Source organism: Castellaniella sp. GW247-6E4 (assembly GCF_040276065.1).
Lineage (GTDB): Bacteria > Pseudomonadota > Gammaproteobacteria > Burkholderiales > Burkholderiaceae_B > Castellaniella.
The window spans coordinates 426,491-439,172 of the sequence record NZ_JBELOI010000002.1 but is presented as its reverse complement, the minus strand read 5'-3'; the positions used below and the strand labels follow the sequence as shown (position 1 = coordinate 439,172).

General features: G+C 65.0%; 15 protein-coding genes, 1 other RNA gene and 1 pseudogene. 8 read left to right on the top strand and 9 right to left on the bottom strand.

All coding sequences use genetic code 11. The annotated features are described in order from the left end of the window. Nucleotides 1–112: 112 nt before the first annotated feature. Both ABS761_RS05215 and ABS761_RS05210 read right to left on the bottom strand, forming a co-directional pair. The gene (locus ABS761_RS05215) at nucleotides 113–1,546 is read right to left on the bottom strand and encodes a catalase (RefSeq protein ID WP_350407045.1); all 1,434 of its coding nucleotides are present in this window, start codon (nucleotides 1,544–1,546) and stop codon (nucleotides 113–115) included. A gap of 207 nt (nucleotides 1,547–1,753) precedes the next feature. Then, entirely contained in the window at nucleotides 1,754–2,230 is a 477-nt protein-coding gene (locus ABS761_RS05210; RefSeq protein ID WP_350407044.1) for an Lrp/AsnC family transcriptional regulator, read from the bottom strand. A gap of 155 nt (nucleotides 2,231–2,385) precedes the next feature. On the opposite strand from ABS761_RS05210, the gene hppD reads away from it, so the two are divergent. Both hppD and ABS761_RS05200 read left to right on the top strand, forming a co-directional pair. Beyond that, the gene (gene hppD / locus ABS761_RS05205; protein ID WP_350407043.1) at nucleotides 2,386–3,489 is read left to right on the top strand and encodes a 4-hydroxyphenylpyruvate dioxygenase; all 1,104 of its coding nucleotides are present in this window, start codon (nucleotides 2,386–2,388) and stop codon (nucleotides 3,487–3,489) included. Between the two features lie 54 nt (nucleotides 3,490–3,543). Beyond that, nucleotides 3,544–4,563 carry a nucleoside recognition domain-containing protein gene (locus tag ABS761_RS05200; protein ID WP_350407041.1) on the top strand — a complete coding sequence of 340 codons (1,020 nt, stop codon included), beginning with the start codon at nucleotides 3,544–3,546 and terminating at the stop codon, nucleotides 4,561–4,563. Nucleotides 4,564–4,592: 29 nt separating this feature from the next. Here ABS761_RS05200 and msrA read toward each other — a convergent pair whose 3' ends face one another. After that, nucleotides 4,593–5,117, bottom strand: coding sequence for a peptide-methionine (S)-S-oxide reductase MsrA (msrA, locus tag ABS761_RS05195; protein WP_350407040.1), 525 nt, complete (start codon nucleotides 5,115–5,117; stop codon nucleotides 4,593–4,595). Between the two features lie 42 nt (nucleotides 5,118–5,159). After that, on the bottom strand, nucleotides 5,160–5,507 hold the full coding sequence (locus ABS761_RS05190; protein WP_350407039.1) for a c-type cytochrome: 348 nt from the start codon (nucleotides 5,505–5,507) through the stop codon (nucleotides 5,160–5,162). A gap of 92 nt (nucleotides 5,508–5,599) precedes the next feature. Between ABS761_RS05190 and lgt the strand changes: the two genes are divergently transcribed. Next, nucleotides 5,600–6,394 (top strand): prolipoprotein diacylglyceryl transferase, encoded by a 795-nt coding sequence (gene lgt / locus ABS761_RS05185; RefSeq protein ID WP_350407037.1) that lies wholly within the window; start codon nucleotides 5,600–5,602, stop codon nucleotides 6,392–6,394. Here the strand turns inward: lgt and ABS761_RS05180 are convergent. From ABS761_RS05180 to ABS761_RS05160, 5 genes are all read right to left on the bottom strand, one after another. Next, nucleotides 6,333–7,097, bottom strand: a complete 765-nt coding sequence (locus tag ABS761_RS05180) for an SIMPL domain-containing protein (protein ID WP_350407036.1) — start codon at nucleotides 7,095–7,097, stop codon at nucleotides 6,333–6,335. The two genes, lgt and ABS761_RS05180, sit on opposite strands and share 62 nt — an antisense overlap. Before the next feature lie 50 nt (nucleotides 7,098–7,147). After that, nucleotides 7,148–7,328: non-coding RNA, 6S RNA (ssrS, locus tag ABS761_RS05175), on the bottom strand. Nucleotides 7,329–7,370: 42 nt separating this feature from the next. Next, the gene (locus ABS761_RS05170; protein ID WP_350407035.1) at nucleotides 7,371–7,673 is read right to left on the bottom strand and encodes a cell division protein ZapA; all 303 of its coding nucleotides are present in this window, start codon (nucleotides 7,671–7,673) and stop codon (nucleotides 7,371–7,373) included. 5 nt (nucleotides 7,674–7,678) lie between these two features. Next, nucleotides 7,679–8,077, bottom strand: coding sequence for a hypothetical protein (locus ABS761_RS05165; RefSeq protein WP_350407034.1), 399 nt, complete (start codon nucleotides 8,075–8,077; stop codon nucleotides 7,679–7,681). 52 nt (nucleotides 8,078–8,129) lie between these two features. Beyond that, complete coding sequence (locus tag ABS761_RS05160) at nucleotides 8,130–8,675, bottom strand: RNA pyrophosphohydrolase (protein WP_350407033.1); 546 nt, start codon at nucleotides 8,673–8,675, stop codon at nucleotides 8,130–8,132. 67 nt (nucleotides 8,676–8,742) lie between these two features. Between ABS761_RS05160 and ABS761_RS05155 the strand changes: the two genes are divergently transcribed. The 5 genes and pseudogenes from ABS761_RS05155 to ABS761_RS05135 all read left to right on the top strand — a co-directional run. Further along, nucleotides 8,743–10,470: a proline--tRNA ligase gene (locus ABS761_RS05155; RefSeq protein ID WP_350407032.1), complete on the top strand. Its 1,728-nt coding sequence runs from the start codon at nucleotides 8,743–8,745 to the stop codon at nucleotides 10,468–10,470. A gap of 65 nt (nucleotides 10,471–10,535) precedes the next feature. Continuing rightward, nucleotides 10,536–10,961 (top strand): tol-pal system-associated acyl-CoA thioesterase, encoded by a 426-nt coding sequence (gene ybgC, locus ABS761_RS05150; RefSeq protein WP_350407031.1) that lies wholly within the window; start codon nucleotides 10,536–10,538, stop codon nucleotides 10,959–10,961. Nucleotides 10,962–10,963: 2 nt separating this feature from the next. Next, entirely contained in the window at nucleotides 10,964–11,638 is a 675-nt protein-coding gene (gene tolQ, locus ABS761_RS05145; protein ID WP_350407030.1) for a protein TolQ, read from the top strand. 1 nt (nucleotide 11,639) lies between these two features. After that, entirely contained in the window at nucleotides 11,640–12,074 is a 435-nt protein-coding gene (locus ABS761_RS05140) for an ExbD/TolR family protein (protein ID WP_350407029.1), read from the top strand. A gap of 57 nt (nucleotides 12,075–12,131) precedes the next feature. Beyond that, nucleotides 12,132–12,682, top strand: a pseudogene (locus ABS761_RS05135) (cell envelope integrity protein TolA); the annotation flags it as partial.

Genomic DNA, 12,682 nt, shown 5'->3' with positions numbered 1-12,682 from the left:
TGACCGGGTTAACCCGAGGGGCCGGGCAGCAAAGAAGCGTGACTATACCATAGCCGGAAAACAGCTCGCAAACGGACTGGCGAAAACCTCGCGCCAGCCCGCCCATCGGGATCTAGCCCAGGGCCTTGATGGCGGCAGCCACCCCCGCGCCATAGGCCGGATCAGCCTGGGTGCAGTGCTCGACATGCTGGTCCTGCACATCCTTGCTCACCCCCGCGATGGCGCGCGCGGTGTTGTCGAACAAGGCCTGCTGCTGCTCGGGCGACATCAGCCGGAACAGCGCGCCGGGCTGCGAGAAGTAATCCGTATCCTCGCGATGGTTCCAATGGTCGGCCGCGCCCTCGAGGCTGAGCGGCGGCTCGCGGTACTCGGGCTGCTCGGCCCACTCGCCCGCCTTGTTGGGCTGGTTGCCGGTGATGCCGCCGTGGTTGCCGTCCACCCGCATCGCGCCATCGCGATGATAGCTGTGGAAGGGGCAGCGCGGCGCATTGACCGGAATCTGGTGATGATTGACGCCCAGGCGGTAGCGCTGCGCATCACCGTAAGAAAACAGGCGCGCCTGCAGCATGCGGTCTGGCGAAAAACCGATCCCAGGCACGACATTCGCGGGCGTGAAGGCCGCCTGCTCCACCTCGGCGAAGAAGTTCCCCGGATTGCGGTTGAGCTCCAGCACGCCAACCTCGATGAGCGGATAGTCGCCGTGCGGCCAGACCTTGGTGAGATCGAAGGGGTTGAGGTGATAGGCGCCCGCCTCCTGTTCCGGCATGATCTGCACATACAAGGTCCAGCGCGGGAACTCGCCTCGCGCGATCGACTCGTGGAGGTCGCGCTGCGAGCTCTCACGGTCGCGGCCGATCAGCTCGCCGGCCTGGGCGTCGGTGAGGTTGCGGATGCCCTGCTGGCTCTTGAACGTAAACTTGACCCAGAAACGCTCATTGTTCGCGTTGATGAAACTGAAAGTGTGGCTGCCAAACAGGTGCATGTGGCGGTAATCCGAGGGGATGCCCCGATCGCTCATGACGATGGTCACCTGGTGCAGCGCCTCGGGCAGGCCGGTCCAGAATTCCCAGTTGTTCTGGGCGCTGCGCATGCCGGTGCCCGGATCGCGCTTGACCGCATGATTCAGGTCCGGGAACTTGAGCGGGTCGCGAAAGAAGAACACCGGCGTGTTGTTGCCGACCAAGTCCCAGTTGCCCTGCTCGGTGTAGAACTTCATGGCGATGCCGCGGATATCGCGTTCGGCGTCGGCCGCGCCGCGCTCGCCGGCGACGGTGGAAAAGCGCGCAAACATCGGCGTCTCTTTGCCGATTTCGGAAAACAGCGCGGCACGGGTGTAGCGGGTGATGTCATGGGTCACGGTGAACGTGCCGTAGGCGCCGGCGCCTTTAGCGTGCATGCGGCGCTCGGGGATGACCTCCCGGTCGAAGTGCGCGAGCTTTTCGAGCAACCAGACATCCTGCAGCAAGGCGGGACCGCGCGGCCCGGCGGTCATGGTGTTCTGATTGTCGACGACGGGAGCGCCCGCGGCGGTGGTGAGTTTCTTCATGACGTCCTCCTGGGAGTGAATCGGATCCACCGGCCCGTGGTCGGCGGATGTTTGGCGGCCCACAAGGTTGGCGAGCCCATGCCGCAAGTCTAGGCGAAGCCGCGTATTTAATAAATTTGAATATTTATTATTTATCGATAGTTTTATTCTATATCAAAGATCCCGCCGCTCCCGGGAGCCCTGCGCAGCCTTTCGCGCCCGTCCTCATCAGACCGGCAGTTCGGTGGTCTCCTTGACGGTCTGCAAGGCGAAGCTCGACCGCATGTCCACGACCGCCGGATGACGCATCAAGGTATCCATGACAAACTGCGAGAACCGGGCCAGATCCTGGACCTGCACCCTCAGCACATAGTCCATGTCGCCCGACATGGCGTAGCACTGGACCACCTCGGGCCAGCCCTGCACGTCGTGCGCGAAATCCGGGATCGACTGATGCGATGCCCGATGGGTCTTGTCCAGCCGCACGAATACATAGGCCAGCAGGCCAAGCCCCAGCCGCTCGGGATCGACCAGGGCCACATAGCGGCGGATGATGCCCTGCTCCTCCAGGCGCCGGACCCGGCGCAGGCAGGGGCTGGGAGATAGGGACACGCGCTCGGCCAAGTCCTGATTGCTGATCCGTCCATCCTGCTGCAGCAGGGCAAGAATCTGCCGATCCGTTCGATCGAGATCAATATTAGGCATGATATTGTTGCTTTATCGATTTATGTGGATGAATATTGCTCAACCATAGTTCCTGGCCTCCATGTTTGCAATCTTTCTCCGGGTGTCATCCCCTAAAATTCCAAACATGGGCGCTCACGTCCATGAGCCGGAGCGCTGACACCAGGAGAGCCCTCATGAGCACACGATTCGAACCCTGGGACAACCCCATGGGCACCGCCGGCTTCGAGTTCATCGAATATACGGCCGAGGATCCGGCGGCCCTGGGCCGGGCCTTCGAAGCACTCGGCTTTCGCGCCATCGCCCGCCACCGCAACAAGAACGTGACCCTGTTCCGCCAGGGCGCGATCAATTTCCTGGTGAATGCCGAGCCCGATTCCTTTGCCCAGCGCTTCGCCCGTCTGCACGGCCCCTCGATCTGCGCGATCGGCCTGCGCGTCCAGGACGCCGCCCGCGCCATGGACATGGCGTTGGAAAAAGGCGCCTGGGGCTTCGATTCACACAACGGCCCCATGGAACTCAACATCCCCGCCATCAAGGGGATCGGCGATTCCCTGATCTATCTCGTGGATCGCTGGCGCGGCAAGCACGGACACGGCGGCATCGGGGACATCGACATCTACGACGTGGATTTCGAGCCGCTGCACGCCGCCACCGCCACCGTGGATTCGACGCACCCGGACGCGGGCCTGACGGCCATCGACCACCTGACGCACAACGTGCACAAGGGCCGCATGCGGGAATGGGCCGAATTCTACGAGCGCATCTTCAATTTCCGCGAAGTCCGCCACTTTGACATCGAAGGGCGGGTCACCGGCGTGAAATCCATGGCCATGACCTCGCCTTGCGGCAAGATCCGCATTCCCATCAACGAGGAGGGCGGCGACAAGCCTGGACAGATCCAGGAATACCTGGACCGCTACCGCGGCGAGGGCATCCAGCACATCGCCATGGCCACGGACGACATCCATCGCACGGTCGAGGGCCTGGCGGGCCGCGTGCGATTCCTGGACACGCCAGACACCTATTACGAGTTGCTGGACCGGCGGCTGCCCGGCCACGGCGAGGACACCGCCCGGCTGCGCCGCAACCGCGTTCTGCTCGACGGTGCGCCCGGCGGCGGCCTGCTGCTGCAGATATTCACCGCCAACCAGATCGGGCCGATATTTTTCGAGATCATCCAGCGCAAGGGCGATGAGGGCTTCGGCGAGGGCAACTTCAAGGCCCTGTTCGAATCCATCGAGCTCGACCAGATCCGGCGCGGCGTGCTCAAGGCCTGAGCCGTCGCCGCCGCCCAGGCGGCCGGCATCCCGGCCCGCGCCGGGACAAAACCCATGTTCGGCCTCGACTACAATCTCGGGCATTCCGGCCTGTCGCTCGAAGGGGCGCCCATGACGTCCATCCTGGATTATCCGCGCACCATCGCGCTGCGCAGCCTGCGCATGTTCCTGACCATCGCGCGCATCATGGTGCCCGTGATGGTCCTCGTCTACATCGCACAGCGCCTGGGGCTGATCGCCGTGGTGGGGGACGCGATCGCGCCGGCGATGGCGCTGCTGGGCCTGCCGCCCGAGGCGGGCATCATCTGGGCGACCACGATCCTGACGAACATTTACGGCGGCCTGGCCTCGATGGCCGCGCTCTCGGACGACCTGCGGATGAACGTGGCGCAGATCAGCGCGCTGGGGGCCATGATGCTGTTCGCCCATAACGTGCCCACGGAGCAATCCGTCGTCCGGCGCGCGGGGGCCAGCGCCCTATTCACCGGTGCGCTGCGGGTGACGCTCGGCGCCCTGTACGGTGCCGCAGTGACCTGGGCCTGCGACACCTGGGGCTGGCTGCGGGAGCCCGTCTCGCTGGACTGGATGCGCCAGGACTCGGCCCTGGCCGGCGGCACCCCGGACGTCTGGAGCTGGCTGTGGTCCTCGACCCAGTCGCTGGCCATGATCCTGGTGATCATCGTCTTCCTGGTGTGCTTCCTCGATATCCTGGAGCGATTGGGTGTCACACGGCTGGTGACGCGCCTGCTCACGCCGCTGCTGCGCCTGTCCGGACTGGAGGAGCGCGCCGCGCCCCTGACCACGGTGGGCGTGCTGCTGGGCCTGGCCTACGGCGGGGCCCTCATCATCGAGGCCACGGAGCGCGAAGGCTACAGCGCGCGCACGCGGCTGCTGGCGCTATCGTGGCTGTCGCTATGCCATGCGCTGATTGAGGACACGCTGCTGATCCTCACGCTGGGCGCGGACATCTGGGTGATCCTGGTGATCCGGACGACCGTCACCCTGGCGGTCCTCGCCGGCCTCGCCCGCCTGACGCTGCCCGGCGCCCCGCTCGCCAGGCTGCTGAAGCTCTAGCGTCCCGTGCGGATGGACCGAACAGGACATTAGTCACGCAGCAAGGAGGCGTAACGCCGGCGGAACTTGGCGAGCTTCGGCGCGATGACCACCTGGCAATAGCCTTGCTGGGGGTTGCGACGATAGTAGTCCTTGTGCAGGTCCTCGGCCGGCCAGAACGGCCCGGCGGGCTCGATGCGCGTGCAGACCCGCATCCCCAGCGCCGCCTGCATCTCGTCCTTGATCGCCTGCGCCTGCTCGCGCTGGCCTTCGTCGGCGAAGAACACCACCGAGGCATACTGCGGACCGATGTCCCCGCCCTGCCGGTCCGCCGTGGTGGGATCGTGCGTCCCAAAGAAAACCTCGAGCAGGGTGCGATACGAAATGCGCGCCGGGTCGAAGCGCACGCGGATCACCTCGACGTGGCCGGTGTCCTGGCGGCAAACCTGCTCATACGTGGGGGACTCGATATGCCCTCCGCAAAATCCCGGCTGCACCTCGTCGACACCCTCGAGCGCCTGGAAGACTGGCTCCAGACACCAAAAGCACCCACCGCCCAATATTGCCGTTTCCATTTTTTCTCCCAAACATCACGCCGCGCACCCGCGGCGATCCCCCTAGCGCTCGGCCCCCAGGGACAAGATCCATGCCGCCAGAACCCGCGCGTCGGTTTCGCTGACGCGGGGCTGGGCCGGCATGGGAATCGCACCCCATTGACCGGTGCTGCCCTTGCGTATGACCTCAGCCAGATAATCCCGCGCCCCGGGCTGGCCGGCAAAGCGGGCGGCGATAGCTGTGAACGGCGGACCCACGCGGCGAGCGTCGACCTGATGACAACCCAGACACTGCCGCGCGCTCGCGAGCGCCTGCCCCGGATGAACCGTCTCTGCCCGCGCCGCGGGCCATGCCGCGGCCACGATCATCACCAGGGCTGCCGCCCGGATCCTCGACATCGATATTCCCATGAACTGTATTCCTATCCTGCCTATCCCGCTCGGCGCGCGGCGCCATCCGATCGCGTTATTATCCATGATAATTTTTCGCCCCCGGGACGGACATGCCATTCCCCCAGATCGACCCCATCGCCCTGCAGCTCGGGCCACTGGCCATTCACTGGTACGGCCTGATGTACCTGGCGGGCTTCGGCCTGGCCTGGCTGCTCGGCCGCTGGCGTATCCGGCACCATCCCTGCGGCCTGGACCTGCGCGACCTCGAAGACATCATCTTTTATTGCGTGCTGGGCGTGATCCTCGGCGGGCGCCTGGGCTATGTGCTGTTCTATAAATTCGCGGACTATGTGAACCACCCGCTGGCGATCCTCCGAGTGTGGGAGGGCGGCATGTCCTTCCACGGCGGCCTGCTGGGCGTGATCATCGCCATGCTGCTGCTGGCACGTCGGCGGGGGCGCACGCTGCTCGAACTGGGCGATTTCATCGCGCCGCTGATTCCGCTGGGCCTGGCGGCGGGCCGCCTGGGGAACTTCATCAACGGCGAACTGTGGGGCCGGCCCACGGATTTGCCCTGGGGCATGGTCTTTCCGCAGGCGCACGATGGCCTCGCGCGCCACCCCTCGCAACTCTACGAAATGGGGCTCGAGGGATTCGCGCTGTTCGCGCTGGTCTGGTGGTTTGCGCGCAAGCCGCGCCCCACGGGGCAAATCAGCGCGGTATTCCTGATGGGCTACGGGGCGGCCCGGTTCCTGGTCGAGTTCACCCGGGAACCGGACGCCTTCCTGGGCCTGCTGGCCGGCGGGCTGTCGATGGGTCAGATGCTGTCGCTGCCCATGATCATCATTGGTCTGCTGCTGTATGGGCGGGCCGCAGCCAGATCGTCCCGCTCACCGACACGCTGACGGTCTCGGTACCTCCCTCGACGGGCGCCGCCGGCGCGTCGGCAGCCATGGCCATCATCATGCGCGGCATGGGGCTGGGCATGGACTCGCCGCTGCCCCCGAGATCGATTGAATCATAGCGGTAGGAGGCGAAGCCCAAGGCATCGGTCAGGGCCTGCGCCCGCGCCTTGAAGGCATCGACGGCCTGAACAAGCAGGGCCTGCTCGGCGGCGGCACGCGCCTGGGGCGAGACCGAGAAGGAAATCCCGGAGATGGGCATGCGGGCCCCCAGGTCGGCGGCCAGACGCGAGGCCGCCGCAAAATCCTTGGAGGTCAGGATGATCTCGGCACGCCCGCGCCACTCGGCGATCTTGCCGTCCTGCCCGCTCGAGGGCCAGATGCGATAGCTGCCGCTGCGCGCCTCGACGCCCTTTTGGTCCTTGGCCTGCCGCATGACGGCGTCCAGGCGGGTGTTGAGGCCCTCGGCGGCCGCCTCTTGGGTGTCCGCGCGCAAGTCGGCCGCCAGAACGATCTGCACGGTGTCCTGGGCGATTTCGGATGAGGCCTGGGCGTGCAGGCTGGCGCGGGGCGCGTGCGCCCGGCGGCCATCCGGCCCGTCGCCATGGGCGGCGACCGGCACCGAAACACCCAGCGCGGCGCCAGCCAGAATCAGGGCGGGCAGCAGGGACAGCATGCGCTTACGTTTATCCGTGGTTGGATACATTCAAGACTCCTGAAAAGACGAAAGCCCGTCAACACTGACGAGCTTTCGAGAAATGCCCCGCATGTGCCGTCTAGGCCGGCATCCCGGAACCGGAGGTTCACGGTGGTCGCCTTCAGTCAGGCTTCGGGCTATCCAACAAAGGTAGCGCACCCATCTGTCAATCCAGCAACCTATGCCAATTAGCATTGGTTCAAGGAATGTATGGCCAAGTCACGAACACGGCAGGGACTAAAGGGTACGGACACCTTGCGGAGGCCGAAAACAGTCTATGCCTCAAACGGCAGGCCCGAGCACTTGATCGAGCATATCGTTCATGGCATCGATTTTACCCTTGAAATCGCCCAAAGCAATATTACTGAGCGGGCCGTCGGGCGCGCGCATGTTCAGCAGCTCGCCGGCGATCTGAATCGCGGCCATGACGGCGATGCGCTCGTTGCTCGCCATCTTGCCGGCCCCCTTGATGGCCAGCATGCGCTGGTCCACGTGCCGCACGGCGGCCAACAGGGCCTCTTTTTCGGATGGTGCGCAGGCCAGCGAATAGTCGCGGCCGAGGATCGAGACGTCTACGCGTTCCATGAGGGTTACTCCGCGCCTGGCAGGCGTTCTAGGATCAAGTCGATCTGTTCTTGGGCGCTTTGCGCGACCTGGCGCAGCTTGTCACGGTCGGACTCGGCATGCTCGAGGCGTTCCCGCAAGGCGTCGGATTGCCCCTTCTGGCCGCGCACCTGGTCCTCGAGCGCCGCGCGGGCCGCGAGCGCCTCGTCGCGCACGGACTGCAACTCGTGGTCGTGGTGCGCGACGCGCTCGGACATGCGCGTGAATTCGTCCTGCTCGCGGATCTGCTGGTCCTTGAGGGCGTTGCATTCCTGCTCGAGCTGGCGGACGCGGGCCTGCAGGGTGCCGCGTTCCGCCTGGAGCTGGCGAGCCGCCTGAACCAGTTTCCGGATGCGCTCGGCCAATGAGTCGAGGTCTTGGAGCATGCGTTCAAACCTTATGTGAGGGCGTATCTGGAATACGCAATCATAACCCTGCTCATGCTTCGCGCGCGGGCGACTTGGCGGCCGCGCGGCCGCCACGGTGCCGCAGGTAGCGGTTTTCGGGCGTGCGGCGAAACAGCAGGCCGGAGAGCTCGTGCAAGGCCAGCGTGTAGACCTCGCGCTTGAACTCGATCACCGCCTCGAGCGGCACCCAGTACGCATTCCACCGCCAGGCGTCGAACTCGGGCGATTCGGTGGCACGCAGGCTGACGTCGCAATCGCGCCCCACCATACGCAGCAGGAACCAGATTTGCTTTTGCCCCTTGTAGTGCCCTCGCAATTCACGGCGCACGAAATGATCCGGTACGTCATAGCGCAGCCAGTCGCGCGTCCGTCCTAATATCCGTACGTGCTCGGGACGCAAGCCGACTTCCTCGTGAAGCTCGCGATACATCGCCTGCACCGGGGTTTCCCCGTGCTTGATGCCGCCCTGCGGGAACTGCCAGGCATGCTCCCGGATGCGTTTGCCCCAAAAAACCTCGTTTTTCTGGTTTACGAGGATAATGCCGACATTAGGACGGTAGCCTTCTCGATCCAGCATGGGGCCACCTCGATAATGAATTCAATACAATTACTGCCGATTATACGTACCAACCGGAAACCCTACCATGTACGCCAGCAAGTACCATCTCAACACCCTGAAGGAAGCGCCCGCGGATGCCGAGGTCGTCAGCCACCAGTTGATGACCCGCGCAGGGTTCATCCGCAAGATCGCAGGAGGGATCTACACGTACATGCCCATGGGCCTGAAGGTGCTGCGCAAAATCGAGGCCATCGTGCGCGAGGAAATGGACCGCGCCGGCGCGCTCGAACTGCTGATGCCGGTCGTCCAGCCCGCCGAGCTCTGGGAGGAAACCGGCCGCTGGGAACAATATGGCGCCGAACTGTTGCGCATCAAGGACCGTCATCAGCGTGACTTCGTCCTGCAGCCGACCTCCGAGGAGGTCGTCACCGACATTGCGCGCAACGAGATCCACAGCTGGCGTCAACTGCCGGTGAACTTCTACCATATCCAGACCAAGTTCCGCGACGAACGGCGCCCACGCTTCGGCCTGATGCGCGGGCGTGAGTTCACGATGAAGGACGCCTACTCGTTCGACCGCGACGAGGCGGGCGCCCAGGCCAGCTACGATGCCATGTACGCGGCCTATCAGCGCATCTTCACCCGCCTGGGCCTGAGCTATCGCGCGGTGGCCGCCGACACCGGCTCGATCGGCGGCTCGCGCAGCCACGAATTCCAGGTCATCGCCGACACCGGCGAGGACCTGATCGTCTACAACCCGGCTTCGGACTACGCCGCCAACATCGAGCTGGCCGCGGCCCCCTGCCTGATCCCCGAGCGTGAGGCCGCGCGGGAAGCCCTCGAAAAGCGCGCCACCCCGCAAGCCCCGAAATGCGAAATCGTGGCCGAACAGCTCGGGCTGCCCTTGGCACGCACCGTCAAATCCATCGTGCTGGCGACGGACCCGGCCGATGGCCCGGCGCGCATCTGGCTGCTGTTGATCCGCGGGGACCACGAACTGAACGAAATCAAGACCAGCAAGCTGCCTGGTTTCGAGGCCGGCTACCGTTTTGCCACCGAGCCCGAGATCCTCGATGCATTCGGCAGCCCGCCCGGCTACCTGGGCCCGATCGGACTGCGCGGGCCGGTCACCCTGATCGCTGATCACACGGTTGCCCACATGGGGGATTTCGTCTGCGGCGCCAACGAGGAAGGCTATCACTACACCGGGGTGAACTGGGGCCGCGACCTGCCCGAGCCAGTCGTCGCCGACCTGCGCAACGTCGTGGCCGGCGACCCCGATCCCCAAGGCGGCGCTCTGTCGATCCAGCGCGGCATCGAGGTCGGCCACGTGTTCTTCCTGGGCGACAAGTACTCGCGCGCGCTGAACGCGACCTTTCTCGAGACCGACGGCAAGCCGACCCTCATGCAGATGGGCTGCTACGGCATCGGCATCAGCCGGATCTCGGCGGCGGCGATCGAGCAGAGCCACGACGAACGTGGCATCATCTGGCCCCGCGCGCTCGCGCCATTCGAGGTGGTGCTGTGCCCGATCGGCTTCGGCAAAAGTGAAACTGTGCGCAACACGGCTGAAACGCTGTACGAGGCGCTGCAAAACGCCGGCGTGGACGTGATCCTCGACGATCGCGATGCCCGTCCCGGCATCATGTTCGCCGACTGGGAGTTGATCGGGATCCCTTTGCGCGTCACGCTCGGCGAGCGCGGCCTGAAGGACGGTGTGGTCGAAATCCAGGCGCGCCGCGAGAGCGAGGCCCAGCGGGTGACGCCCGATCAGGCTGTCGCGTTCATACTCGAAACGCTAAAATCCCTCTAAGCCACGATCGCCCGCCCATGCGCACAGGCGCGCGCAGGCGGCCTGTCACACGGCTTAACGAAAAAATGGATCCGCACGCCCCCAATCCGCCCGCCACTCTGCCCATTCGCGTATATTACGAGGACACCGACACGGGCGGTGTCGTCTACTACGCAAACTACCTCAAGTTCTTTGAACGCGGGCGCACGGAATGGCTACGAGCGCTCGGGATGAATCAGCGCGTGCTCGCCGCGCAGGAACGCGTGGTGTTCGTCGTGCGGCGCGCGGCCGTGACTTATCATCGCCCCGCGCGCCTGGACGACAGGGTCGACATCCATACCGCAGTAGCCAATGTCGGCGCTTCGATCCTCCTGTTCGCCCAGGAGGCCCGGCGGGACGACGAGCTCCTCGCGACGGCCGACATCCAAGTCTGTGCCGTGCACTCTGAAACCTTCAAACCCGTCCGGATGACACCATCCCTCAGGAACCTACTGGAAAAGGCCAGAAACTAACCATGCAATCCCAAAGCGATTTGTCGCTGCTGTCCCTCATTGGGAACGCCAGCATTCCGGTCCAGATCGTCATGCTGATCCTGTTGGCCGTCTCGATCCTGTCGTGGACGTACATCTTCAGCAAACGCGCGGCGCTCAAGCGCGCCGATGCGCAGACCCGGCGCTTCGAGGATGATTTCTGGGCCGGCGGCGACCTGACCGTCCTGCAGCAGGCCATTGCCTCACGTCGAGAGGAACATGGGGCGCTCGCGAGGATTTTCGACGCGGGCATGACGGAATTCATCAAAGCGCGCCGCTCGGCCGCCCGTGGCGACACCTTGCTGGACGCGCCCCGCCGGGCCATGAAGGCCGCCTACCAGCGCGAGATGGACAGCCTCGAGGCCCATCTGAACTTCCTGGCCTCGACCGGCTCGGTCAGTCCCTACGTCGGGCTGCTGGGCACGGTCTGGGGCATCATGCATGCCTTCATGGGACTGTCGACCATGCAGCAGGCCACACTCGCGGCGGTTGCGCCCGGCATCGCGGAAGCGCTGATCGCCACCGCGATCGGCCTGTTCGCGGCCATCCCGGCCGTCGTCGCCTACAACCGCTACACGAACGAGATCGACCGCCTGTCGATCCGCTTCGATAGTTTCGTCGACGAGTTCCTGAATATCCTGCAACGCCAGGTGCACTGACATGGGAACCTTGCGCGGCCGCAACGTGCGGCGACTCAAGAACGACATCAACGTCGTGCCCTACATCGACGTCATGCTGGTGTTGCTGGTGATTTTCATGGTGACCGCGCCGATGATCACGCCGGGCCAGATCGAACTGCCCTCGGTCGGCACGGCCTCCGAGGTCCCGGTCAAGCCCGTGGAGGTCCAGATCGACGAGCACGGCGAGATCAGCATGCGCCTACGCGATTCGGGCACCTCGTTCCGCATGGTCGACAAGCGGAACCTTCTCGCCGAGGTCCAGGCGGTGGCCACGGCCGAAACGCCCGTGGTGATCTCCGCGGACGGCAAGGTGCCCTACGAGTCCGTGATGCAGGTCATGGACCAGTTGCGCACCGGTGGCATCACGCGCCTGGGTTTACTCGTGAACCAGACCGCCACCGAACAGAAACGCTGACGAGGCCACAGGCATCGGGAACCCGGACGCCAGGCCACGACAGACACTCACAGGCTCATGAAACTCTTTGAACGTTTTTCGACACGCGAACAGGAATCCGGCGACGGGCGTCGCGAGGAACGCCGCGGCCTGATGTACTCACTGCTGGCGCACGGTCTGGTCATCGTCCTGATGGTCGTGGGCTTCAACGCGGCGCCCGACAACCCGGGCCCCGTCCAGATCGAGCTCTGGGCTCAGGGCACCGTGGCCGACGCCGCCCCGCCGGCCGAACAGACGCCCCAGGAACCGGAGCCCGAACCCGAACCTCAGCCGGAACCTCAGCCCGAGCCGGAACCCACACCACCGGACAATAGCGCCCAGGAGGCCGCTCTCGCCGCGGCCCGCGCGCAAGCGGAGCAACAGGCGCAAGCCCTCGCCGAGGCCCAAGCGCGCGCAGCGGCGGCCGCCAAGGCCCAGGCCGACGCCGAAATTGCATTGGAGAAGGAGCGCAAGCTGCGCGAAGAACAAGAACGCCTGGCGGCGGAACAAGCGGCCAAGGCAAAGGCCGAGGCGCAACAGGCTGCCGTCGAGAAAGCGGCTGCCGAGAAGGCCGCCGCTGAGAAGGCCGC

Coding starts and splice junctions, on each gene's coding strand:
- ABS761_RS05215 (WP_350407045.1), bottom strand. CDS start 1,546: ATGAAGAAACTCACCACCGCCGCGGGCGCTCCCGTCGTCGACAATCAG.
- ABS761_RS05210 (WP_350407044.1), bottom strand. CDS start 2,230: ATGCCTAATATTGATCTCGATCGAACGGATCGGCAGATTCTTGCCCTG.
- hppD (WP_350407043.1), top strand. CDS start 2,386: ATGAGCACACGATTCGAACCCTGGGACAACCCCATGGGCACCGCCGGC.
- ABS761_RS05200 (WP_350407041.1), top strand. CDS start 3,544: ATGTTCGGCCTCGACTACAATCTCGGGCATTCCGGCCTGTCGCTCGAA.
- msrA (WP_350407040.1), bottom strand. CDS start 5,117: ATGGAAACGGCAATATTGGGCGGTGGGTGCTTTTGGTGTCTGGAGCCA.
- ABS761_RS05190 (WP_350407039.1), bottom strand. CDS start 5,507: ATGGGAATATCGATGTCGAGGATCCGGGCGGCAGCCCTGGTGATGATC.
- lgt (WP_350407037.1), top strand. CDS start 5,600: ATGCCATTCCCCCAGATCGACCCCATCGCCCTGCAGCTCGGGCCACTG.
- ABS761_RS05180 (WP_350407036.1), bottom strand. CDS start 7,097: ATGTATCCAACCACGGATAAACGTAAGCGCATGCTGTCCCTGCTGCCC.
- ABS761_RS05170 (WP_350407035.1), bottom strand. CDS start 7,673: ATGGAACGCGTAGACGTCTCGATCCTCGGCCGCGACTATTCGCTGGCC.
- ABS761_RS05165 (WP_350407034.1), bottom strand. CDS start 8,077: ATGCTCCAAGACCTCGACTCATTGGCCGAGCGCATCCGGAAACTGGTT.
- ABS761_RS05160 (WP_350407033.1), bottom strand. CDS start 8,675: ATGCTGGATCGAGAAGGCTACCGTCCTAATGTCGGCATTATCCTCGTA.
- ABS761_RS05155 (WP_350407032.1), top strand. CDS start 8,743: ATGTACGCCAGCAAGTACCATCTCAACACCCTGAAGGAAGCGCCCGCG.
- ybgC (WP_350407031.1), top strand. CDS start 10,536: ATGGATCCGCACGCCCCCAATCCGCCCGCCACTCTGCCCATTCGCGTA.
- tolQ (WP_350407030.1), top strand. CDS start 10,964: ATGCAATCCCAAAGCGATTTGTCGCTGCTGTCCCTCATTGGGAACGCC.
- ABS761_RS05140 (WP_350407029.1), top strand. CDS start 11,640: ATGGGAACCTTGCGCGGCCGCAACGTGCGGCGACTCAAGAACGACATC.